The sequence below is a fragment of the Methylomonas albis genome (assembly GCF_014850955.1).
Taxonomy (GTDB): Bacteria; Pseudomonadota; Gammaproteobacteria; order Methylococcales; family Methylomonadaceae; genus Methylomonas; species Methylomonas albis.
Genome location: NZ_JACXSS010000001.1, coordinates 5,062,480 through 5,085,835, shown reverse-complemented (window position 1 = coordinate 5,085,835; position 23,356 = coordinate 5,062,480). Strand labels below are relative to the sequence as shown.

Below are 23,356 nucleotides of genomic sequence, written 5' to 3'. Positions count from 1 at the left end.
TGTCAGAACAAAATAAGGCCAGGGTTGAAAAAACCAGTATTCAACATACTTGGACATACCGGCCTCAAGCAGCTCTTGCAATTTAGTTGCTTGTGGGGGGCGCCATAAGCCCGTTCGAAATCGACTGGAAAATCTTTAGCCATCATTACCGGGCTCCAGCTGTTATCCGGCACCAAACCCAGGACATATTTCGATACCGCCAAGCGGTGACGTAACCATAAAACCGGCTCCGCCAGTATGGTTTGAATCCACAGTGTGTGTAGTGCCTGTCGTTGCAGGTCTGATAGGCTTTCAAAGCCATGTATCTGCGATTCCATCGAATTGGTCGGGAGCTGTAAGGTTGGCGGCTTGGTGCGGAAAACCTCTCGCCAATACATCGGTGTATAGGCTTTTAGCAAAGGCTCGACAGAACCTGTTGAATTTAGGCTGCTAGCTAATTGATCAAAAATAGCTTGTTGTCGGCCTTTATCCTCAAGCCGTTTGATAACGCCGGCAATATCAAATGAGGCGTTGGCAATCCAGGGATAGGTATGCCTATCGGCAAGCCGGTTGTTTATCGCTCCGGTGGCCACAAATAATGCAAGGGCAAGCGCGGCAGCGGAAACTGCGGAGCGCACCAAGCCAAATACGCTGTTTTGTCGATATAAGCAAAATATGGCAAAGCTCAATATGGGTATTGTTGCAAAAAATGCATTATGTCTGATTAGGATGGCTAGCCATAAGACCAATACGGTTAGTGCAAATAACCGAAATGCCAGCCGTGGGTTTTGCTTGTTATCGTTTTTTATATGCCCCGCAATGCCGAAAGCGGTAAATAGTCCGCCCCACATCAGCATGTCTTTCAAAATCGCGCCACTGATACCAAACAACGGCGGTAAAAATAATAAAATGCCAAGTAATAACGCGGCGACCCTGCCGCCATAGGGTCTAAAAAAGGCATGAAAGGTCAGGTAGGCGCCCGCCCACACCAAGCCGAGTTGTAGAAACAGCATGCCCGCCGGTCCCGGCATGATGTTATCGGTGAAACGCCAAATAATCGCCATTAACGGCGGGTGCCAATCGGAAAAAAGACCTTCGCGAGCTTCAAGGATTTGATTGACCGCGTCATAACACATGAATCCGGGATACATAATGCCGAGATGGATTAAGAACCCGCCGACAAACATCAATTCGGTGGGCAGCGTTCTCGCAAACGCACTTATTTTTCGAGCATTTACCATCAGGCTTGACGAACTTTTTTAAAAACGATTAAACGTGACGCCGAAAAATTTAAAACCATCCCCGCCAATGAACCCGCAGCAACCGCTAGTGCGGGATGCTGATAAGCCATCGGCACACTAAATATCATCCACAAATAAGCGCCGTTGTTAGCGGTCCAACCGAACATATTGGCTAGCACATATCGCAGCCATTCGTGATGAATGGCGTGGTGGCTGGCTCCAAAGGTAAAGCGCCTGTTTAGCCACCAGGTCACGGTAACGGCTGCCGGAAAAGCCAGCATTTGCGCGCGCAACGGCCCCATGTTCTGCACTAGCGATTCTACCAAGCCGGCATTGACGATATAGCCAACTATCCCGACCAATCCAAAGCGCCACATCTGCCCTAGCAAATCGTCGTCCCTGGCATTTAAAAGGCCGCTATCGGCCTGCGAAATAGCCGCTGAATCGGCGCCATCGTTTGGAGCATAAACCGGTGAGGGGTATTGCAAATAGGTCAGCATGCGTAATTCCTTACGCCCGCGAGTCACTGTGTCCAGAATCGTGCCGGTAAATACACTCAAGGACGCCAGCAACATAATACCCATGGCAAGAAAGGCTGTCGGAAATCTAGGCACCAAGCCGGTATCCAGATAAGTCACGATCACGGGCCAGATTAGCGCCAAGGCGGTGATGCTTAGCAATCCGGCCAATGTCCCAAAAAACACCATGGGCCGCTCGTGTCTTACCAATCTGATAATCAGCATCAGGATGCGCCAGCCATCGCGATAAGTGCGCAATTTACTTTCCGAGCCTTCTGCCCGCCCCCGATACTCACCTTCGAGGTGTGCTGCCGGCATCGACAGCTCAAGCGTATGCACGGTCAACTCGGTTTCAATATCAAAGCCGGTGGACAGCGCCGGAAAGGATTTAACAAATCGCCGGGAAAACACCTTGTACCCGGAGAGCATATCCAAAATCCGGTTGCCGAAAATTTGTCGCACTACGCCGGTCAGCAGCCGGTTTCCAAAGCGATGCCCGCCTCGATAAGCCGCATCGCCGGTTTCCTGACGGATGCAATTAACCAGGTCGTAGGGGCCACTCATCGCCAACCTGATCATGTCCGGCGCCAAGCTGGCATCATAGGTGTCGTCGCCATCGACCATCAGGTAAAAATCGGCATCTATATCGCGGAACATGCGGCGCACGACATGGCCTTTCCCTTGTTGGGTTTCATTTCGTACCATGGCTCCCGCTGACCGCGCTTCCAGGACGGTGTTATCGCTGGAATTGTTGTCGAACACGTAAATAGCCGCATCGGGCAACGACTGTCTAAAGTCACTTACTACTCTTGCAATAGACACTTCTTCGTTATGGCAGGGAATGAGGACGGCAATTTTTAACTGATTGAACATGTTCGGTGCTTGGGCTTCCACAGAAAGATAGAGAAATTATAAATACCGACAAGATTGGGCAAGCCCTAGTCGAGCTGACAAAAATATCCGGTAAGCCTATTATGGCAAACCTGCTTCAACGCGGGTCGAACAAATCCATTTGCCGATATTGGCGCAGGCGGGTATCGCCATTTTCCAGGCCCGACAAGGTAACCCCTAGCAAGCGTATTTTAGTGGTACCAATGCCGGTATTTTTCAATAATTCAGTCAACAGTAGTCTAGTAGTCGGACTATCGCTGATCGGCTCCGCCAAGGTTCGGCCACGGGTGATTTGCACGAAATTTTGATATTTGATTTTCACAGTCAGTGTGTAGGCAGTCATCTGTTTTTCGGCCAATCTAACTAGGGCTTTTTCCAGCAAATCCTGTAAATAACACAGAATGGTGCTCAGATCGGCAATGTCGTGATCAAACGTGGTCTCGATGCCCACTGATTTCCGGGCTCGATTGGAGTTGACCTGGCGCAGATCAATACCTCGGGCAATGTTGTAATAATATTGGCCGGTTTTGCCAAAATGCCTCTGCAATTCCGCCAGCGGCACTTGCTTTAGCTCCTTGCCGGTCACAATGCCCAAATCGGACATTTTCTGCTCGGTAGCGCGGCCGATGCCGTGAAACTTGCCGATAGCCAAATTTTCCACAAACAAGGGGCCTTGTTCCGGCGTAATCAGATACAAACCATCCGGTTTGCCCAGGTCGGAGGCGATTTTCGCGAGAAATTTATTATAGGAAATGCCGGCCGAAGCCACCAACTCCGTTTGTCGGCGGATCTCCTGTTTGATGTGCTTGGCCAACAAAGTCGCGGAGCCTTGGTAAAGCTGGCTATCGCTAACATCGAGATAGGCTTCGTCCAGTGACAAGGGTTCGAAACATTCGCAGAAACGGGCGAAAATGCTACGGATAATCTCTGAAGCTTCCCGGTAAACATCAAAACGCGGTTTAACGAAAATAGCTTGCGGGCAAAGCCGGTAAGCATGCGCGGAAGGCATCGCCGAATGAACGCCAAACTGACGCGCTTCGTAACTACAAGTGGCGACTACGCCGCGCGAATCGGGCTTACCGCCAACGATAATGGGCTTATGACGATATTGAGGATGGTCGCGCTGTTCGACCGCCGCATAAAATGCATCCATGTCGATGTGGATGATTTTGCGCGACGCCGATTCCATGAACGTTTACTGCTTGCCGAGCAATTCCAGTTTGGCGGTTTCGTTCCAATCGGAAAACGGAAACGGCAGCTGCTCGGTATTGAAAGTCAAAAACAGCAAGATATGATAATGGTAAGTAGACAAGCTGCGGCCAAAGTTGAGGATGTTGGCATTAGCTTCGCCGGTAAATAACACCGAGCCGACCTGCAACAAGATCACCAGCCACAACAGCAGTTTAACCAAGCTATCGATGGCCGCGAAAATCAGCATGAATATGATGCGTTTCCAGGTCTCGATTTTTTTCAGATTTTCGTTGATTTGTTCCTGCATGATGGCATTAACCTCTGTTCATCACGTCCCGCAAGTCCAGCGCTGCCGCGTTGGCGCGAGCGATATAGTTGGCCATCGCCAGCGAATAGTTAGCAAATATACCAAAGCCGTCGCCATTCAATACCACAGGACTCAAGGTTGGCGACAAGGCGTTTTCCAGGGCTTGGATCATATTGTCCAAGGTATTCATCGCCCGCTTGTCCAGCAGGATGTCGGAAAAGTCATGTTTGATGGCTTTCAAAATATGTAACAGTGCCCAGCAGGAGCCGCGTGCTTCATAGAATACGTTATCGATCTCCATCCAGGGCGTTTGGCCGATGGTTGGCATATTGATGTCAACCGGATTCGATGGGTCGCCGTGGGTAGCGCCGGAAAATTTGTCGGTACTGGCCGCCAAGCGTGTGGAGAGACCGCCCAGCCGCTTAATAACAACCTCGGTATATTGCCAAAGGTTATCAGCTCTGGAGTGGAACTGTGCGGCTTTTGAAGTCGAAGACGGGTTTTGCAAGCGAACCATGTAGGCGTGTAGCGCTTCGATACCTTTTACGTATTCCGATTCGGTGGACGGTAAGGCCCAGGAATTACGTTCATAGTAAAAGTAGGGTTCGGCTCTTGCCAAATCGGGATCTTCAGCAGATTGCGATTGGTCGCGGGCGAAATGGTTACGTAGCGCGGTGGTGCCGTCGCGCAACATGACCAGCGCGCCGTACTCGAAATTTTGAATGTTATCGCAAAACAGACCCGGCGGCGCCACGTCGTTGGACAGGTACCCGCCGGATTTGAACAGAATCACATCAGCTATATGCGCCAGGGTGTTGGCATACACGTAGCCAATCGGCATTTGATCGGTGTGCGTGACATTCATACGCTCGATGGCTTCGTCCTGAACGCTGAACTGCTCGGGTTCGCGGCTCCACCATTCACCCAAAACCAGCATAATAATCAGAACGACGCATAACAGCGAACCAAAACCCCAAAGTATGCCTTTAGACTTTGCGTCTTCGTAAGCTAATGGATTATCTGACATGTGGTGCGTATCCTGGTCTGACTAAATAAATGAGCAAAAACCGTACTTTCCGATAAAGATTTTTTGTGACCATGGTAGCACGGATATACCAATATGGCGCGTGCGATTTCAGTGCAACCGCCTGTCTAAGGCCGCTGGCATGAGACTAATTAAAGTCGGTGGCAATTGCACGAAAAAGCCTTTGCTTTGTAGGCTGGCAATTACTTTTTCCGGATTTTCTCTGGCTAATTTGCGTTCCTGGGTCAACTGCAATTCCATTACAAATGTTAAACGACCAAGGCTTTTGAACAAGGCTTCCGGCACGGCGGAAAAGTCGTCCTTTTTATCCAGATACAAATAGAGTTCGTCTTTTTTTAGGCTTTTATAGATAAAACATTGCATGATGATGATTCCAGATCGCTAATGCTGCCAATTCTAATGGTTTTTGTTTAGAATTTTCAGCCCCCCGTTTGCCTAAACCTCAATACCATGGAAAATCAGCCCGCCACTTCAAACGCTTTTTTCAAGATAGCCTGTTATTTTGAGGGCTCGTTGGCTGTATTGGCCCTAGCTTTAGGTTGGCTCGCCGACTTAGATCCGTTTGCCAGTCTGGATTTTTCCGAGTCGGCATTGGGCATCGGTTTATTGGCAACCGGGCCGTTGCTTATCATGTTTTTCGCAATGCAACAGCTGAGCTATCCGCCGCTCCAAAAAATTCGCGACTTGTTATTGGAAACCTTGGGCGCCCGACTGGCATATAGACATTGGACCGATTTACTGATACTGGCTGCGATTGCCGGTTTTGCCGAAGAAGCGCTATTTCGCGGCTTTTTACAACCTTGGCTGGAAAGTGGCTGGGGTGAGAGCGTAGGCTTGTGGGTTAGTAACTTGTTGTTTGCATTGGTGCATGCGGTCACGCCGCTTTACGCGGTTTTAGCGATGCTGATGGGCCTATACATGGGGACGATGTTGGATTATGGCGGCGAACGCAATCTACTGGTGCCCATGGTGATTCATGCGGTTTATGATTTTGTAGCGTTTGTTGTTATCCTCCGCGATTACCGCAACCGCTCTCGTTAGGAGTTCTCGATGTCCGCTCAACCCCGGTTATCAGCCGCCGATCTTAGGGCGCACTGGCTCATCTGCGCTGCCATGCTATTATCGGTGCTCGGCTATAACCTGGCTTGTCATTTATGGGCTACCGAACTACGAATAGGCATTGACGAAGCGCAACGGGTGCTGATTAGGAGTGTGCTCTACGGCCTAGCTATTTTGTTATTTCCGCTCACCAATCTGCTACGTCACATCCTGCTGCGGCTAAACCAAACCATGCCGGGCCCAAAAACCGCTAGGCAGCGCTATCTGTTGACAATCATAATCACTCAAGTTTTGATCGAGGTTGTCAGCTTGTTCGGTTTAGCGATGTTTATTTTGGGCGACGGTTTTAACACTTTGTATATCTTCAGCTGCATGGGCGTGTTAGGCATTTTCCTACACAAACCCAATTCCGCCGAATATTTGGCCATCGCGGCGGCGCTCTCAATCGAAAACCGCCAGGCGACCTGAATACGATTGACTATTTCCGATTTTTCGGATTGCAGGTTAAGTTGTACAATGGCTGGCTTATTTACGATTAGCCACCCGGTGTGATTATGCAAATCATTCAAGAAGCTCTCACCTTTGACGATGTTTTATTGGTGCCCGCCCACTCCAGCGTACTCCCGCGCGAAGTCGAATTAAAAACCCAACTTACCCGCAAAATTAAGCTGAATATCCCGCTGGTGTCGGCGGCGATGGATACCGTTACCGAAGCCAGACTGGCCATCGCAATCGCTCAGGAAGGCGGCATCGGCATCATCCATAAAAATATGACGATCGAGCAGCAAGCGGCGGAAGTCAGACGCGTAAAAAAATACGAAAGCGGCGTCATCAAAGACCCGATCACCGTGTCGCCCAACGTTACGGTCCGCGAAGTGATGGAATTAACCCGCGCTAAAAATATCTCCGGCGTGCCGGTGGTTGACGGCGAAGAATTAGTGGGTATCGTCACCAGCCGCGACCTGCGCTTTGAAACCCGGCTGGACGAATCGATCCGCTCGATCATGACGCCGAAAGACAAACTGGTTACCGTCAACGAGTCGTTCAAACACAAAGAAGTCATCGATTTACTGCATAAACACCGCATCGAGAAAGTGCTGGTCGTCAACGACGCCTTCCACTTACGAGGCATGATTACCGTAAAGGACATCCAAAAAGCCAAGGATAACCCGCAAGCCTGCAAAGACGAGCAAGAAAGACTCATCGTCGGCGCCGCAGTGGGCACCGGCGCCGATACCGGAGAACGGGTTGGCGCATTGGTGGAAGCCGGCGTCGATGTCATCATCGTCGATACCGCCCACGGCCATTCCCAAGGCGTGCTGGATAAAGTGCGCTGGGTGAAACAAAACTTTCCGCATGTCCAAGTCATCGGCGGCAATATTGCTACCGCAGCTGCCGCATTGGCATTGGTCGAAGCGGGTGCCGACGGCGTCAAAGTCGGCATCGGTCCCGGCTCGATCTGTACTACGCGGATAGTTGCCGGTGTCGGGGTGCCGCAAATCACGGCTGTCAGCAATGTCGCCGATGCGCTGAAAGGCACCGGCGTCCCGCTAATCGCCGATGGTGGAATCCGTTATTCAGGCGATGTGGCCAAAGCTTTGGCGGCCGGCGCACATGCGGTGATGCTGGGCGGTTTGTTCGCAGGCACCGAGGAAGCGCCCGGCGAAGTCGAGTTATTCCAGGGGCGTTCCTACAAATCCTATCGCGGCATGGGCTCATTAGGAGCAATGTCGCAGCAACAAGGTTCCAGCGACCGCTATTTCCAGGAAGACACCGATCAAGTCGAAAAATTGGTGCCGGAAGGCATCGAAGGCCGGGTGCCTTATAAAGGTAGCGTGCTGGCGATTGTGCATCAGTTGTTGGGCGGCATTCGTTCCAGCATGGGCTACACCGGCAACAGCACTATTGCGGCGATGCATGAAAATGCTCAGTTTGTACGCGTCACCAGCGCCGGCATGCGCGAAAGCCATGTCCACGACGTGACGATAACCAAAGAAGCACCAAATTATCATATGAACTAAAACCGCTCCTCCAGTCTTTACTCCTTGGGTCTACGTATTTTGCGTAGACCTGCTTTATCGAAAATAAACCACAGAAGTTCGCAATGTCCGAAACCTCCTCAACTCCATGCAATCTTTGCGGCGGTAATCACGTTGCCGTGTTATCCATGCGCAGCCGCAGCGGCACCGAGTTGCGCACCGTAATCTGCAAGGACTGCGGACTGGTCTGGAGCGATCCATTCCCACACGATCCTCGTCAGTTTTACGAAGAAGACTATCGACTGGAATACAAAAACACTTATGCCCCCAAGGCCAAGCATATCTTGCGCGCCGGTCGAGTCGCTGTGAACAGGCATGAAAAAATCAAGCACTTGCTACACAAACCGCAAACCATGCTGGATGTAGGTACCGGTGGCGGCGAGTTCGCTTATTTGATTAAATCGCTGGGGCACGACCTGCATGGCATTGAGCCGAACAAGGGTTATGGTCAATATTCGGCGGCACAGTATGATTTGAATTTGCAGTTCGGCTTTATTCAAGACGCGCCGTTCGAAGAAAATAGTTTCGACCTGATTACCATTTGGCACGTCCTGGAACACACCGAAGATCCGTTTTTTGTGCTGGGCAAGTTACGCAGCCTTTTGAAACCCGACGGTGTATTAGTAGTGGAGGTGCCGAATATCGAGGCCACCTGCCAATCGCCAAGCAGCACGTTTCACGAGGCACATCTCTACAATTTCAATCTGGCGACGCTACGCCGCATGGGCGAAAAAGCTGGTTTGCTTGAGAACAGGCATTTGTTTTCCGAAGACGGCGGCAATGTCACCTTGTTTTTCAAAAAAGCCGAGTCGGTTGCCGATCAAACCGCCAATTGGGGTATCGCCGAAAATGCCGAACGCATTACCGCGATTGTGCGCGGCCATACCAATTTACGGCATTACATGCGCGCGGCCCCCTATTTACGTTTTATCAAACGTATGACACGTTCATTGCTTGAAAATCGGGACGTAAAAGGTTTCGATAATAATAAAAGCTTGCTCGATCAGCTTTATCGAGGCTTGTAGTACGCTCGTCACTTAGATTTTCCGGTGGGTACGCTATGTCTGCCCACCCTACATTTTTGAAAGGTTTTCCGTCATGTCATCCCACGCGACCAACATCCACTCCGACAAGATTCTGATCCTCGATTTCGGATCACAATATACGCAATTGATCGCCCGCCGCATCCGCGAAATTGGCGTGTATTGCGAGATTTATTCCTGCGATTGCAGCGCAGAGGAAGTCAAAAATTTCGCTCCGAAAGGCATCATCCTGTCCGGTGGCCCGGAAACCGTGACCAGCAGCGACACGCCGCGCGCACCGCAGATCGTTTTTGAATTGGGCGTGCCGGTACTGGGAATTTGCTACGGCATGCAAACCATGGCCGAGCAGTTGGGAGGCAAGGTGGAATCATCTGATCACCGCGAATTCGGCTATGCGCAGATTCGCGCTCGCGGCCATTCCAAGTTATTGTTAAATATCGAAGACCATGCCTCGCCGGAAGGTTTTGGGCTGCTGGATGTATGGATGAGCCACGGTGACCGCGTCGTCGAATTGCCCACCGGTTTTAAGTTGATCGCCAGCTCCGACGGTGCGCCGATTGCCGGCATCGCCGACGAAGACAAGAATTTTTACGCGCTGCAATTCCATCCGGAAGTCACCCATACCAAGCAGGGTGGGCGGATTTTGAGCCGTTTCGTATTGGAAATTTGCGGCTGCCTAGCGTTGTGGAATGCCAGCAATATCATCGAAGACAGCATCACTGCCGTGCGCGAAAAAGTCGGCAACGATCAAGTTATCCTGGGCTTATCCGGTGGCGTTGATTCCTCAGTAGTTGCCGCGCTGTTACATCGCGCTATTGGCGACCAACTAAGCTGCGTCTTCGTCGATACCGGTTTGCTACGATTGCATGAAGGCGATCAGGTGATGGCGATGTTTGCGCAGCACATGGGCATCAAAGTGATTCGCGTCGATGCCGAACAACGCTATTTAGCAGCGTTGGCTGGGATTAACGATCCTGAGCAAAAACGCAAAATCATCGGCGGATTGTTCGTGGACATCTTCGACGAAGAAGCGGTCAAACTCACGGATGCCAAGTGGCTGGCGCAAGGTACCATTTATCCGGACGTCATTGAATCAGCTGGCGCCAAAAGCGGCAAAGCGCACCTGATCAAATCGCACCACAACGTCGGCGGCCTGCCGGAAAACATGAAGCTGAAATTAGTCGAACCCTTGCGCGAACTGTTCAAGGACGAAGTGCGTAAGCTTGGCTTGGAACTAGGCTTGCCAGCCGACATGATCCATCGCCACCCCTTCCCCGGCCCCGGCCTGGGTGTGCGCATCCTCGGCGAAGTCAAAAAACAATATGCCGATTTACTGCGCCAGGCCGATGCCATTTTCATTGAAGAATTGTATCGTCACGACCTATATCACAAAGTCAGCCAAGCCTTCGCGGTATTCCTGCCGGTTAAATCGGTCGGCGTGATGGGCGATGGTCGCAAATACGACTATGTCATCGCCATTCGCGCGGTGGAAACCATAGACTTTATGACTGCCCGCTGGGCGCATCTGCCATATGACTTTTTGGATTTGATTTCACGCCGAATCATCAATGAAGTGGCGGGTATTTCTCGCGTCACCTACGACATCTCCGGCAAACCACCGGCTACGATAGAGTGGGAATGATCACGCGTTAGGCACTAGAAGGCACTAACTGGCAACAAATAACCAATAAGCCCATGTTTTAATGGGCTTTTTTGTTTTTGTTTTTGTTTTTGTGTTTTGCATTGTCTGGCAACTTTTAGCAGCGGGAAGCACCACTTGCGTGTGGTATTCAAGGTGGTATTATCAAGTCATGATGCCGTGAGTAATAGCCGATACCATGCTCCTTGATTCTATGCTTTCATGGCATCAGAATATTATAAATAAATGTTTTTATTGGTATTTTTACCTAATTTTTAGGTGATTTTTCAGTATGGTATCGAACTTAAATAAGGATAAGACTCTTGCTGACCGACACCAAGCTGCGCAACCTCAAGTCGAGGGACAAACTCTATAAGGTGAATGACCGGGATGGCCTATATGTGGCTATTACCCCTGCCGGCTCCATCTCATTCCGTTACAACTATTCGATCAATGGTAGGCAAGAGACGATCACCTTTGGTCGCTACGGTGTTGGTGGCATCACCTTGGCAGAAGCCCGTGAGCGACTTGGTGACGCCAAGCGGGTGGTCGCCAATGGGAAGTCGCCAGCCAAGGAAAAGGCTCGTGATAAGGCGCGAGTGAAAGGGGCTGAAACCTTTGCAGCCGGAAAATTTCAAGCTAGTTGTCGCCTCAATATAAAATTTTATGCGGCTATTTTGTCGGGATTCACGACCTCCTGGGGCGAGTTGTTTTGGGTTTCGGCATGATCCGGATTTAAGTGCACGGTATGGACTCTGTTCCAATTCCGAGTGTTTTGGCTCCATCGTCGCGGATTTTGGCGGCGGGCGTCTTCATAGAGCGATTTGCGTTGATTCAATAGCGCCTCGTCCAATCCAGCATGGCGTTGGGCCGGCGCTGAAAATCTTGGAAACGGAGCGATAGCGAAGTGAAGATTTTTAGTCCCCGATAGCCGTAGCGCTGGGCGGGTTTTCGCAGCGAAGCGGAGAAAACCTGCAAGGCATCGCGACACGGCGTCAAGTCATGCGAGAGCCGATGTTTCGACCCCCTGTTGGGTCGAAATGAGGTGACGCGGACGAATCGGGGCCGCCGAAGGCATAAACTGCCAGCAAATTTTTCGCGCTGAAATCGGATGGGACCCATTTCAGCTTTACCGAAAAATGCTGGCGCTCTTGTTTTATCTCAAATTTAAAAGGTTATAAAAATTTGAGGCGACAACTATTTTGACGCGGGGGGGTACTGGCCTTGGCGGAGTGGAAAAAGTTGCTGTCCGACGAGCATTTTTCCGTGGACGGTACGCTGATTCAGGCCTGGGCTTCGCACAAAAGTTTCGTCAAAAAGGACGGCTCGACCCCGCCCCGGAAGACGGTGGACGCAATCCCACCGTCAACTTCAAGGGCGAAAAACGCAGCAACGACACCCATGCATCGACCACCGATCCCGATGCCCGGCTGTACAAAAAGAGCGAAGGCGACAAATCTCAGCTAGCATTTCTAGGCCATGCCTTGATGGAAAACCGCAACGGTCTGGTGGTCGACGTCGAAGTTACCCAGGCCACTGGCACAGCAGAGCGTGAGGCGGCCGAAACCATGGTCAAGCGCACGATCAGTAAACCTGGCGCCACCTTGGGCGCCGACAAAAACTACGATACAGCGGATTTCGTGGGCAAGCTATGCCGACGCAAAGTCACCCCGCATGTCGCCAGCAAGAACAAAGGCTCGGCCATTGACGGCCGTACCACTAGGCACGACGGTTACCGCAAAAACCTCAAAACCCGCAAGCGGATCGAGGAAGTCTTCGGCTGGGCCAAGACCGTAGGCCCGCTACGGCAAACCCATTTCCGGGGCTTGAAGAAAATCGCTGCGCAAACGATTTTTACTTTTGCGGCTTATAACTTAACGCGAATGGGCGCCATTTTCGGCTGGCGTTACAGCAACGCCTAGGCAGTCGTGCGCCTGAAAGCCGCCAAAAGGCGGAATTTAACCCCTCTCGGGGCGAATATAACCGGCTAAAACCGGTTTTTGAGGCCTAATCGGGCTTCCAGACCACCCGGCGCTTCAAAATATCGCGTCGAAACCGAAAGTATGACGGCAAATTTCAACAGCCTGTTAAGGGTTTGTCGGGACAGGTTTCGGCAGACCCTTTTTGCAGGCCACGATCTACTCGTTGTATTTGGAATTACAATGATGGGGAGAATAGAGGTCGGCCGTAAGCGGAAGTTGGTATATTTAATCTTGATACCGGTTTGAAATTTAAATCGGCCATTCAAATAGCAACAATTGTAGGGTGGATAAGCGAAGCGTCATCCGCCATGGAATAGAAGAGTTTTAAATAGGTGGATGGCGCTTCGCTTATCCACCCTACGGCCCTAAATCTCACTAGTTCAGTCGTTTGTGGCTCCCGTCTTAGCGGGAGTCACAAACGCTAAACTCCGTGATTATTAACGGGCTGCTTCGGTGTTAGTTGCTCCATACGTTTGTAAGCGTCTAGCCATCGTCTCCGCAAATATCCGCAGACACTCATAAGCCGATGGCAATGTTTGAAATACTTCCGCAAGAATATACTCGTCGTTAGGCGGCGCATTATGCTTCGCGGCGAGTTGAGATCTAAGTAATTCCAGATTATCTAAGAAATTGACATCCTCTGTTACCAAGGCGGTGATTATGTTTACACTGGCTTTTACTACATCGTGGGTTTGACCGGTTTCATTGGCGATGATGCCACTTTGCCAAAAAGACCAACGCAGATTAATACCGCGCAAGAAGCCGTAACACCAATGCCAAACCTCATTCAAAGCATCGTTACTTAACTCGGAAAAATGGTAGGGAAAGCTAAGTTGGTTGTTTATTAACAATTTATTGCTTGCTTTGACTGTTGCAATCACGGCCTTTTTCAAGTTTTTCACTTGACTGTTAGTCAACTTAGGCTTTTGTCCCAGAAATAGTTCCGCCATCCATTCCGACGGATCGATAATGCAAGGGGTAATAGTAAGTGCGTGGAAAAACCCGTTTAAGCCCGCTTTGTTTAAATGAAGCGCCGGCTCGACGCATCTATCTAACGAGTGTAGTAAGTTATCTAAGGCGGTGTTGTAGATCATGGGGCTAATTTTTATGTAAGAAGTTATGGGTTTTGATCAATTTGTAAAGCTGTTCCTAAAGTCCCGTAACCCGTTATCTTTGCAAACGCACAAAGCCAATTAGTCATTGGACGTCTACGGTTACGTTAATGTGCTCTTAGTATGCCTTCGGCTGAGTTCGGGAAAACTAGGTCGAATCGATGGCCAAATTATCCTGCGTTCGTCAGGATTTGAATGGCTTGGGGCCTGAGGGGACAGCGCCTGCCAGTAAATTAATAGCCTATACACAAGATAAACCGCTTGCCGGGCGGAGTCGAAGTTAGTCAATTTGCCCGGCTTCGGCTACTTCGCTTAACACAAGTCCATTCGGCGAACGGTTGCGTAATAAGCTAATTTGCACGGCGATCAACGGACGCTGATTGCTGTTGGCTACGGTCGTTTGTATATCGAATACGCTTTAAGCGAAACCAAATCCAGGTTAATTTTTTATCGTCGTGATCCAGTTTTCTTTTGAAGGCCTCTTGTTCCGGCGACGACAGGCATTTTTGAGAATAACGCCGTAATTCGGCTACGCGTTTTTCGCCGATTTTGGCTATTAACTTTTTTTCCGCGTCTATTAATTTCATTAAGCTTTTCTGCGATTCTTGTCTGATCTCAAGCTCAATATCGGCTATATCGGTATTATTGGCGTACAACATTTTATATAGGTAAAAATTTAAAACGGATTGATAGTAGATAACTAGCTTATCGATCACTGGCGGATGGATTCGGACTGAGATAGATTACTTTGGGCCGAAAATTTGCTGCGGGATATTTCGGGTCATATTCGGCCATGTCTTCGGCTTTTTTCAGCTTTGATGAGATATTCTGACTTTCTGCTTGGTCCGCGCTGTAAATTATTTTAGGTTGAAAATACGCGGCAGGATAAGTTTCTGCGCAAATTGGCGATGCTAGGCTTAAGCTCACTAAACCAGTCCCTAGTAAAAGTTTCATGGTGACCTCCTATAGTATTAATTAGTATTAGCTACACCTTGTTCCAGATTCGAATAATTCCAGTGATGCTTAGAACTTTATCTGCTAAAGAAAGCCAGAACTACGCATATTAAAGGGAGTAATTATCTACCGGCGCCGATAAAGCTAATTTCATTATAAGCAGTAAATATGCCATAAAACCATCGCGGCATGGCCTGTCTTAAGTGATTGATTAGCGGGCTGGTTTATTTTTGCAAGTGAGCGAAAAAGAAGGCGAGTGTATATCTTTTGTACGACTGTCGATAAATAAAACGCCTAAACTTAATACAGCTGAAGTTTCCCGAAAATTTTCAAGCCAACATGATAGATATTCATCATTTATAGAAGCGCACTGAGAAAGGGTTGGACTGACAGCTTTTAGAAATATTGAATGTAGCTTATTGGCCGAATGCGACAGCATCGAGAATAGTTTGTCTCTTTTTTGAGCAGCGTGAGGTCGAATCGTCAGGTGAAGATTTCTCAATCTCAAACCATCGCGGCTAGCTTTCATCGAGTCCAAATCATTCAATGTCTCTCCATTCTCGGTAAACGTCGCGTGCAATTACCCCTATTTCCCGGCATTGCCTGTATAATCCTCACCAGAGTTGGCCGAACAGTCGCCGTTTTATGCAAATAAAAGGGAGGAAAGTCCGGGCTCCATAGGGCAGGGTGCCAGGTAATGCCTGGGAGGCGCGAGCCTACGGAAAGTGCCGCAGAAAATATACCGCCTGGTTTTTCGGAACCCGGTAAGGGTGAAATGGTGCGGTAAGAGCGCACCGCGCAACTGGTAACAGGTGTGGCAGGGTAAACCCCACCCGGAGCAAGATCAAATAGAGGAGCATTGGCGTGGCCCGCGCTGCTCCTGGGTAGATTGCTTGAGCGTCAGAGTGATCTGACGCCTAGATGAATGGCTGTTCAAGACAGAACCCGGCTTACAGGCCAACTCTTTCTCTTCTCTTCTTTTCTTTTGCAATCCGCAAAATATTCCATGACTGTAAAAACCGACGAATTTTTCCGCAAGGCAGATCAGTTGATTGCCGCCGGCCGCTTCATCGACAGCAAGGGCTGGGTGCCCGCCACCAGCGGCAATTTCTCCGCCAAACTCAGCGACGGCAATATTGCTATCACTGTGTCCGGCCGGCATAAAGGCCGCTTGCAAGCCGACGATATCATGTTGATCGACAGCAAAGGCCGTTCCCTGGACGGCAAGAAGCCGTCGGCGGAAACGCTCTTGCATACCTCGATTTATCAACGTTTTCCGGACGTTCAGGCGGTATTGCACCCGCATTCGATCAACGCCACGTTGACGGCGCGTTTGTTTAAAAATGAAATCGTGCTGAAGGATTACGAGCTGCTCAAAGCGTTTACCGGCATCAATACCCATGAGACCCGCATCGCCATCCCCATTTTCGGCAACGATCAGGACATTCCCAGATTGGCCGGCAAGGTGGAAAACTACCTGGACCATCACACTCATGACGTTTACGGCTATATTATTGCCGGCCACGGTTTTTATACTTGGGGCGCGTCGGTCGACGATGCCTTGCGCCACCTGGAAGCACTGGAATTTTTATTCGACGTTGAAATTCGCCTACATGGAGTAACAAGACTATGAGCGCACTAACCCTTTACCCTGCCGATAAACCACAACAAGGCACTACTTTTCGAGACTTTGCAGATATTGCCGCGCAACTGCAAGGCATCGGCGTCCAGTTTGAACGCTGGGAGGCCGATTGCGAGTTTTCGGCGGCGGACGATGCAGAGGCGGTTTTAAAGGGCTATCAAAGCTCGATAGACAAACTCAAGCGGCAATACGGTTTTCAGTCGGTGGATGTGATCAGTTTGAATGCGGACCATCCTAATAAAGACGCATTGCGACAAAAGTTTTTATCCGAGCATACCCACAGCGACTTCGAAGTGCGCTTTTTCGTGGAAGGTCGGGGCTTGTTTTATCTGCATGTCGGCGATCAAGTCTATGCGGTGCTGTGCGAGCAGGGCGATCTGATTAGCGTGCCTGCCAATACCACGCATTGGTTCGACATGGGCGAAACCCCGGCATTTAAGTGCGTTCGCCTGTTCACCACCGAAGACGGCTGGGTGGCGGAGTTTACCGGCAATCCGATTGCCGAACGCTTTCCGACCCTGGATCACTATCTGACAACGTTATGATCAAAGCCATTGTCACCGATATTGAAGGAACGACGTCGTCGCTATCCTTTGTGAAAGCTGTGTTGTTTCCGTATGCCCGCGCTCGCTTACCGGATTTTGTGAGACGTCATCGAGAGCAAGCCGAGATCAAGCCATTATTGGCCGAGGCCAAGCAAATTGCCGGCGGCGAGCAGGATGAAGACGCTCTGATCGCGCGATTCATTCACTGGATCGATACCGATCAAAAAATTACGCCATTGAAATCCTTACAGGGCTTGATCTGGCAGGAAGGCTATCGCAATGGCGATTTCACCGGCCATGTTTACGAAGATGCTGTGCGTAATTTAAGAAACTGGTTTGGCCAGGGTTATAAGCTGTATGTCTATTCCTCGGGCTCAGTACAGGCGCAAAAGCTACTGTTCGGACATAGCGACTACGGCGACCTTACGCCAATGTTTTCCGGTTACTTCGATACCCTCATTGGCGGTAAGAAGGAAGCCATTTCCTATGAACGTATTGCTGCCGAGCTGGGTTTACCGGCCGAACAAATTCTGTTTTTGTCGGATATAAAGGATGAACTGGACGCCGCTCGCCTGGCAGGCTTGGCGACTTGCTGGCTGGTGCGCGAGCAGGTGCTGGATACCGGCGCCGCGCATGTTCAGGTCAGCGATTTTGACGGCATTCATCTGTAAACGCGGCGTTATTCGCCTATGAAAATAGCGATCCTGTCGCGCGACGCGACGCTGTATTCCAGCGTCCGGCTGTTGGAGGCCGCCACCGCCCGCGGCCATGAGGCCAGGATATTCGATCCGACCCATTGTTACATGAACATCACCTCGATGAAGCCGTCTATCCATTACATGGGCGAAAATCTGGTAGGTTACGACGCGGTAATTCCCCGCATCGGCGCGTCTATCACCTTTTACGGGACGGCGGTGTTGCGACAGTTTGAGGTAATGAATACCTTTGTCCTCAATACTTCCGCATCGATCAGCCGTTCCCGCGACAAACTGGCTTCCAGCCAGTTGCTGGCGCGCAAGGGTATCGATCTGCCGATTACCGCGTTCGCCCACAATCCGGATAATATCGAAGATCTAATCGCCGAAGTCGGCGGCGCGCCGCTGGTGATCAAACTGGTGGAAGGTTCGCAAGGCATAGGCGTGGTATTGGCGGAAACCCATAACGCCGCGCATAGCGTGATTCAGGCCTTCATGGGGCTTAATGCAAACATCATGGTGCAGGAATTCATTCAGGAAGCAGCCGGCAGCGACATCCGCTGCTTTGTGGTCGGCGACAAGGTGGTTTCGGCGATGAAGCGGCAAGGCCGCGAAGGCGAGTTTCGTTCCAATCTGCATCGTGGCGGCACGGCCACGCTGGTCAGGCTGACTCCGCAAGAACGCTCGACTGCAGTACGAGCCGCCAAAATCATGGGCTTAAATGTCTGCGGTGTGGATTTGCTGCGTTCCAAACGCGGACCGCTGGTGATGGAAGTCAATTCCTCACCTGGTTTGGAAGGCATAGAAAAGACCAGCGACAAGGATATTGCCGGCTTGATGATCGAATATATTGAAAAGAATATAGGTAAAAATAAATCCGGGTAATCGGTAACCCGGATTGAGTAAACTGAATAGTTAGAGCGGTCGGGGGGTAGACCGTGGGTAGGGTAAGCAGATCCCTGTCGATATTGACTATTTTTCCAGCGTCACAAATGCCAGTTTGGAAATGCCGGCGTGCTGCACCGTAGCCATTACTTCGGCAACCTTGCCGTAATTCACGCCTTGATCGGCATAAATGTGAATGATTAGCTCGGGGTTGCCGGCCAATTCATTTCTTAGCGTAGTATCCAACGCCGTTAAATCGGCCACAGCATTTTTATTCAGTGTCACGCCGCCTAGCGCATCGATACCGAGTTGCATGGGCTGTTTTTCCATATCTGGTGTAGTAGAAGCCGTTTTCGGTAAGGCTACATTGACCGATTGGGTCAACAGAGGCGCAGTGACCAATAAAATAATCACCAGCACCAACATCACATCTACCAGCGGCGTAACATTAATTTCGCTAACCGGCCCATCGTCGTCTGAGTTTGTTTTAAATCCCATGTAATTAATCCTTGTTTTTACTGGTATTGTTGTATGAGTCGCCGAAGGCGATATGTAGAAAACCATCGACGAAATTTTCCAGCGAAGCCCGATGGTGCTTGGCGCGACGCTGGAAAAAATTATAGGCCAACACTGCCGGTACGGCTACGGCAATACCGATCGCGGTAGCAATTAAAGCATCGCCTATCGGCCCGGCAACCACGTCCAAACTGGCGGAACCGCTAGCGCTAATATCGTGCATGGCATGCATAATGCCAAGTACGGTACCGAATAGGCCGACGAATGGCGCCGTGCTGCCGATGCTGGCCAGCATGGTTAAGCCGCCTTCCATCCGGCGTTGCTCATCCTGCGTCTGTTTACGTAATGTTTGTTCCAGTAAATCTTGTGGAGAACCGCGAAACTTCAGGCTGGTGCAGGTCTCCGGATGTGTCATTTCCGCCAACCAGGCAAAGCCGCAGGCAGCGACGCGGGCTTTGGGGCCACGCGCGGTTTCGGCGGGTAGTTGCTCGGCGGCTTTTAAATCGGTCGTGTCCCAAAAAGCGCTGTCGTATTGTTTGTTATAATAATTATTCTTGGCAAACTGCCATATTTTGAAAAAAATCAAAGTCCACGTTATCAACGAAAACACCAGCAATGTGTAAAGGGTAGCGTTGATAACCGCTTCCGGGGCTATATGGTAGGGCATTAATCTCTCCGATTTTTATTCACGCAAAGTAAAAATTATTGGCACAATCACCGAACTGGCCACCGGCGTTTCGCCGCGTTTGGCCGGAATGAATTTCCATTTTTTCACGGCTTCCACCGCCGATTCGTCAAGCATCTCGTGGCCACTACTGCGCTCAACCGCCACCGAATCGCTCAAGCCTTCCGGCGACACCTGCACCCGTAACATCACCTTGCCCTGCCAGCCTCGGCTTTTAGCAATCATCGGATATTCCGGCTTGGGGTTGTGGGCGTAGTTGGCTCGAAAATTAGCTTCGGTAAACTGCTCGGCGTTGGTTGCGGTAGTGCTGGTCGTCGTACTCGTTACCGATGTACTGCTCGCTGTACTGGTTACCGGTGTCGGCTGCGGCTCGGAAACAGGCTCAACCGGCGCATATTCCGGCGCTTTTTGCACGATGGGCGGCGCTTTCTTCGGTACCGGCTTTGGCTCCGGCTTTTTCGGCGGCGGCTTTTTCTCGGGCGGTGGCGGTGCTGGAGGTGGCGGGGCCACGCTGGGTTTTGGCGCGGATATCGCTATCATCGATACTTCCATCGTCAACGGCTGCGCCGGGGTGACTTTTTCCTCGGGTTTCAATAACTGCTGCAAACCCCAAAGATGCAGCAAGAATACCAGTAAGGCTAACAACCTCAGCATGCTGGAGGGTCGTTCTTCCCCTAACAGCGTCTGCCAAAAAGAACCGTGACCGCTTGCCACTGTAGGCAGGTAACCGCCGAATGACGCTAACTCGTTATTTTGCAAAGCATCCTCGTGGTTTTTAAATAAATACATATAAACTGTTGAATACAAAATTAAGCGCGATTCGAATTTAGCCGGGTATTGTAAATTAATACGTCCTAGCGCGACAGCCGTCCTTACAGGAAAGAACACGAACTAACCAATCTTAACTAAGACGTTTCAGCCGTTAAAATCCCCACTGGTCGACGACGATTTCGGGCTAAATTACAATTTATGGCATAATTTCCCTTCCCGTCTGTATCTCCGATTTATTCCATATGCCCGAAAAACAATCCGTTCATACCCAGGGACAAGTCAATACACTGGCTTTAAGTGCGATAGGCGTGGTGTTTGGGGACATCGGTACCAGTCCGCTGTATGCGGTGAAAGAGGTGTTTCACGGCGGCTTGCCTACCGATGCTACCCATGTGCTTGGGGTGCTTTCCTTGATGTTTTGGGCCATCACCTTGGTGGTGACTACCAAATACGCGATTTTTATCATGCGTGCCGACAACAAGGGAGAAGGCGGCATCATGGCTTTGATGGCGTTGGCGCTGCAAGGCTCCAAGGATAATCCGACGCGTAAGGCTTTTATCGTCACCATTGGTTTGCTGGGAGCCTCTTTGTTTTATGGCGACAGCATGATTACGCCGGCCATTTCGGTACTCAGCGCCGTGGAAGGTTTGCAAATCGTGGCGCCGCGTCTTGATCACTACGTGTTGCCGATTACCATCGCGGTGCTCAGCGCGCTGTTCATTATCCAGACCAAAGGTACCGGCAAAGTCGGCAGAATGTTCGCGCCCATCATGTGTTTCTGGTTTGCCACGCTCGGTCTTTTGGGAGCCGTCAATATCGTCCAACACCCGGATGTATTGATGGCCGTTAACCCCTGCTATGCAATCAGTTTATTGTTCGAATTGGGCTGGAAGGGCTTTTTAATCATGGGCTCGGTGGTGTTGGCGATAACCGGTGCGGAAGCGCTATATGCAGATATGGGCCATTTCGGCTTGAAACCGATTCGCTTAGCCTGGTTTAGTTTCGTGTTTCCGGCTTTATTGTTGAACTACTTCGGCCAAGGGGCTTTGCTGATTGGCAATCCCCAGGCCGTCGAAAATCCGTTTTATTTAATGGCGCCACATTGGGCCATGTATCCACTGCTGATTCTGGCGACACTGTCCACCGTAATCGCCTCGCAAGCCGTGATTTCCGGGGCTTTTTCGGTAACCCGGCAAGCCATCCAGCTCGGTTACTGCCCCAGGATGAATATCCGCCACACTTCGGGCGACGAAATGGGCCAAGTCTATTTACCTGCCGTCAATTGGTTGCTGATGGTCTCGGTATTTATTTTAGTGTTGAGTTTTAGATCGTCGTCCGCATTGGCATCGGCTTACGGCATTGCGGTGACTGGTACGATGATCGTCGATACCATCCTGGCCTTTATCGTGATCCAGGCACTATGGCAATGGAATAAACCCACGAGTATCACTTTCCTATCGATATTTTTAATTATCGACCTGCTGTTCTTATCTTCGAACAGCCTGAAAATCCCTCATGGCGGCTGGCTGCCATTGGTAGTCGGCGCGGTGTTGTTTTTGATCATGACCACCTGGATTAGAGGGAAGGAGTTATTGGCCAGGTATTTGGACGAAAAACGGGTGCTGTTCGAGGAGTTGGAGCAACGTTTGCGGGATCGCCCGTTGGTGACCGTGCCTGGCACTGCGATTTACATGGCTCGTAGTGTACATGGCGTACCGCAGGTGTTATTACATAATTTGGAACATAATCATGTGATGCACGAAAAGCTGATCGTATTGACCATCGTGACGCGCGAAGAGCCTTATATCGACGAAGCCCATCGGGTGAAAATCCGCATGTTTGGCGATAGCGGCAATTTTTATCGGGTGAAACTATATTTTGGCTTTCAAGAGGAGCAGGACGTGCGCCGCGCCCTGCAACTTTGCTGTCATGAAGGTTTGGTTATCGATCAAAAAACCGTGTCGTTTTTTATCGGTAGCGAGAAACTCTCGTTCCGCCGCAAAAGCCCGATGCCGAAATGGCGGCGCTCCTTGTTCAGCTTCTTAACGCATAACTCTACCAGTGCCATCGAGTATTTCAAAATCCCCGTCGAACGCGTGATCGAACTGGGGATTCGCATCGAATTGTAGGCCACTAACTGAATGGCGCGACAAGGCTAGTCGCCGCGTCTGCCATGATGACCGCCCCAGCCGCCGTGTTGTTGGTGATCGCCACCGTTGCCGCTCCTACCGAAACCCTGTTCGTGCTGTTCCGGCATAGCCCGCTCCTGGCGCGGTGATTGCTCGGCATGCTGTTCATGCCTAAACTCCCGCTGACCCATATCCCTGTTTTGCCAGCCACCGTGTCCGCCATCGTGACGTCCAAAGTGCGGCACGGGCGCGCTCCAACCATGATGTTCATCACCGTGATGCTCGGGGCGATAACTCGGCTGCACAGAGTACCGGCCATAGGTAATACTGGTACTCGGGCGGGAATAACTACGCCCATAGCTTTGGTAATAGCTAGGCGACGAATAGTCACCGCCGTAACCTACAGAGTCACGCTGATAAGAGCCGGTCGCGCAGCCCGACAGGGTTAACGCGGCGATGGTGAGAATGGCGACTTGTATGGTTTTCAT

The 23,356-nt window shown here is 50.6% G+C and carries 24 protein-coding genes, 1 other RNA gene and 1 pseudogene; 13 read left to right on the top strand and 13 right to left on the bottom strand.

The window, feature by feature from the left end; all coding sequences use genetic code 11:
- Positions 1-2: 2 nt before the first annotated feature.
- The 6 genes from EBA_RS22965 to EBA_RS22940 all read right to left on the bottom strand — a co-directional run bounded on the left by EBA_RS22965 (position 3) and on the right by EBA_RS22940 (position 5,535).
- Positions 3-1,115, bottom strand: a complete 1,113-nt coding sequence (locus EBA_RS22965; RefSeq protein WP_192376898.1) for a hypothetical protein — start codon at positions 1,113-1,115, stop codon at positions 3-5.
- 104 nt (positions 1,116-1,219) lie between these two features.
- Positions 1,220-2,611 (bottom strand): bifunctional glycosyltransferase family 2/GtrA family protein, encoded by a 1,392-nt coding sequence (locus tag EBA_RS22960; protein ID WP_192376897.1) that lies wholly within the window; start codon positions 2,609-2,611, stop codon positions 1,220-1,222.
- A gap of 115 nt (positions 2,612-2,726) precedes the next feature.
- Entirely contained in the window at positions 2,727-3,818 is a 1,092-nt protein-coding gene (gene dinB / locus EBA_RS22955) for a DNA polymerase IV (RefSeq protein ID WP_192376896.1), read from the bottom strand.
- 6 nt (positions 3,819-3,824) lie between these two features.
- Positions 3,825-4,127: a DUF4389 domain-containing protein gene (locus EBA_RS22950; protein WP_192376895.1), complete on the bottom strand. Its 303-nt coding sequence runs from the start codon at positions 4,125-4,127 to the stop codon at positions 3,825-3,827.
- Positions 4,128-4,134: 7 nt separating this feature from the next.
- Complete coding sequence (locus tag EBA_RS22945) at positions 4,135-5,154, bottom strand: DUF2333 family protein (protein WP_192376894.1); 1,020 nt, start codon at positions 5,152-5,154, stop codon at positions 4,135-4,137.
- A gap of 108 nt (positions 5,155-5,262) precedes the next feature.
- Positions 5,263-5,535 (bottom strand): YcgL domain-containing protein, encoded by a 273-nt coding sequence (locus tag EBA_RS22940; protein WP_192376893.1) that lies wholly within the window; start codon positions 5,533-5,535, stop codon positions 5,263-5,265.
- 87 nt (positions 5,536-5,622) lie between these two features.
- Here EBA_RS22940 and EBA_RS22935 point away from each other — a divergent pair, with 87 nt between their 5' ends.
- The 7 genes and pseudogenes from EBA_RS22935 to EBA_RS22905 all read left to right on the top strand — a co-directional run.
- The gene (locus tag EBA_RS22935) at positions 5,623-6,213 is read left to right on the top strand and encodes a CPBP family intramembrane glutamic endopeptidase (protein WP_192376892.1); all 591 of its coding nucleotides are present in this window, start codon (positions 5,623-5,625) and stop codon (positions 6,211-6,213) included.
- A 9-nt stretch (positions 6,214-6,222) separates the two neighbouring features.
- Complete coding sequence (locus EBA_RS22930) at positions 6,223-6,699, top strand: hypothetical protein (protein ID WP_225616407.1); 477 nt, start codon at positions 6,223-6,225, stop codon at positions 6,697-6,699.
- 86 nt (positions 6,700-6,785) lie between these two features.
- Positions 6,786-8,252: an IMP dehydrogenase gene (gene guaB / locus EBA_RS22925; RefSeq protein ID WP_192376891.1), complete on the top strand. Its 1,467-nt coding sequence runs from the start codon at positions 6,786-6,788 to the stop codon at positions 8,250-8,252.
- Between the two features lie 83 nt (positions 8,253-8,335).
- The gene (locus tag EBA_RS22920) at positions 8,336-9,295 is read left to right on the top strand and encodes a class I SAM-dependent methyltransferase (RefSeq protein ID WP_225616406.1); all 960 of its coding nucleotides are present in this window, start codon (positions 8,336-8,338) and stop codon (positions 9,293-9,295) included.
- Between the two features lie 73 nt (positions 9,296-9,368).
- Positions 9,369-10,955, top strand: a complete 1,587-nt coding sequence (guaA, locus tag EBA_RS22915; protein WP_192376890.1) for a glutamine-hydrolyzing GMP synthase — start codon at positions 9,369-9,371, stop codon at positions 10,953-10,955.
- A 320-nt stretch (positions 10,956-11,275) separates the two neighbouring features.
- Positions 11,276-11,680 (top strand): Arm DNA-binding domain-containing protein, encoded by a 405-nt coding sequence (locus EBA_RS22910; protein ID WP_456085610.1) that lies wholly within the window; start codon positions 11,276-11,278, stop codon positions 11,678-11,680.
- A gap of 499 nt (positions 11,681-12,179) precedes the next feature.
- Positions 12,180-12,874 (top strand): annotated as a pseudogene (locus EBA_RS22905) (IS5 family transposase); the annotation flags it as partial.
- A gap of 497 nt (positions 12,875-13,371) precedes the next feature.
- On the opposite strand, the gene EBA_RS22900 reads toward EBA_RS22905, so the two are convergent.
- From EBA_RS22900 to EBA_RS22890, 3 genes are all read right to left on the bottom strand, one after another.
- A complete protein-coding gene (locus EBA_RS22900; protein ID WP_192376888.1) occupies positions 13,372-14,028 on the bottom strand; it encodes a UPF0149 family protein in 657 nt (218 codons plus the stop codon).
- A gap of 368 nt (positions 14,029-14,396) precedes the next feature.
- Positions 14,397-14,633, bottom strand: coding sequence for a hypothetical protein (locus EBA_RS22895; protein ID WP_192376887.1), 237 nt, complete (start codon positions 14,631-14,633; stop codon positions 14,397-14,399).
- A gap of 118 nt (positions 14,634-14,751) precedes the next feature.
- Entirely contained in the window at positions 14,752-15,000 is a 249-nt protein-coding gene (locus tag EBA_RS22890; RefSeq protein ID WP_192376886.1) for a hypothetical protein, read from the bottom strand.
- 619 nt (positions 15,001-15,619) lie between these two features.
- Between EBA_RS22890 and rnpB the strand changes: the two genes are divergently transcribed.
- The 5 genes from rnpB (at position 15,620) to rimK (ending at position 18,767) form a co-directional block, all read left to right on the top strand.
- An RNA gene (gene rnpB / locus EBA_RS22885) (RNase P RNA component class A) lies at positions 15,620-15,969 on the top strand.
- 37 nt (positions 15,970-16,006) lie between these two features.
- Positions 16,007-16,633, top strand: coding sequence for a methylthioribulose 1-phosphate dehydratase (locus EBA_RS22880; protein ID WP_192376885.1), 627 nt, complete (start codon positions 16,007-16,009; stop codon positions 16,631-16,633).
- The gene (locus EBA_RS22875; RefSeq protein ID WP_192376884.1) at positions 16,630-17,187 is read left to right on the top strand and encodes a 1,2-dihydroxy-3-keto-5-methylthiopentene dioxygenase; all 558 of its coding nucleotides are present in this window, start codon (positions 16,630-16,632) and stop codon (positions 17,185-17,187) included. The genes EBA_RS22880 and EBA_RS22875 overlap by 4 nt, the downstream gene beginning before the upstream one ends.
- On the top strand, positions 17,184-17,858 hold the full coding sequence (mtnC, locus tag EBA_RS22870; protein WP_192376883.1) for an acireductone synthase: 675 nt from the start codon (positions 17,184-17,186) through the stop codon (positions 17,856-17,858). Before EBA_RS22875 ends, mtnC begins: the two co-directional genes overlap by 4 nt.
- A gap of 18 nt (positions 17,859-17,876) precedes the next feature.
- Entirely contained in the window at positions 17,877-18,767 is an 891-nt protein-coding gene (rimK, locus tag EBA_RS22865) for a 30S ribosomal protein S6--L-glutamate ligase (RefSeq protein WP_192376882.1), read from the top strand.
- An 87-nt stretch (positions 18,768-18,854) separates the two neighbouring features.
- Here rimK and EBA_RS22860 read toward each other — a convergent pair whose 3' ends face one another.
- The 3 genes from EBA_RS22860 to EBA_RS22850 are packed head-to-tail and all read right to left on the bottom strand — an operon-like array spanning position 18,855 to position 20,757.
- Positions 18,855-19,265, bottom strand: coding sequence for an ExbD/TolR family protein (locus tag EBA_RS22860; protein ID WP_192376881.1), 411 nt, complete (start codon positions 19,263-19,265; stop codon positions 18,855-18,857).
- 4 nt (positions 19,266-19,269) lie between these two features.
- Positions 19,270-19,950, bottom strand: a complete 681-nt coding sequence (locus EBA_RS22855; protein WP_192376880.1) for a MotA/TolQ/ExbB proton channel family protein — start codon at positions 19,948-19,950, stop codon at positions 19,270-19,272.
- A 15-nt stretch (positions 19,951-19,965) separates the two neighbouring features.
- The gene (locus EBA_RS22850; protein ID WP_225616405.1) at positions 19,966-20,757 is read right to left on the bottom strand and encodes an energy transducer TonB; all 792 of its coding nucleotides are present in this window, start codon (positions 20,755-20,757) and stop codon (positions 19,966-19,968) included.
- Between the two features lie 224 nt (positions 20,758-20,981).
- On the opposite strand from EBA_RS22850, the gene EBA_RS22845 reads away from it, so the two are divergent.
- Positions 20,982-22,868 (top strand): potassium transporter Kup, encoded by a 1,887-nt coding sequence (locus tag EBA_RS22845; RefSeq protein ID WP_192376878.1) that lies wholly within the window; start codon positions 20,982-20,984, stop codon positions 22,866-22,868.
- A gap of 26 nt (positions 22,869-22,894) precedes the next feature.
- Here the strand turns inward: EBA_RS22845 and EBA_RS22840 are convergent, their stop codons facing one another.
- Positions 22,895-23,356 (bottom strand): hypothetical protein, encoded by a 462-nt coding sequence (locus tag EBA_RS22840; protein WP_192376877.1) that lies wholly within the window; start codon positions 23,354-23,356, stop codon positions 22,895-22,897.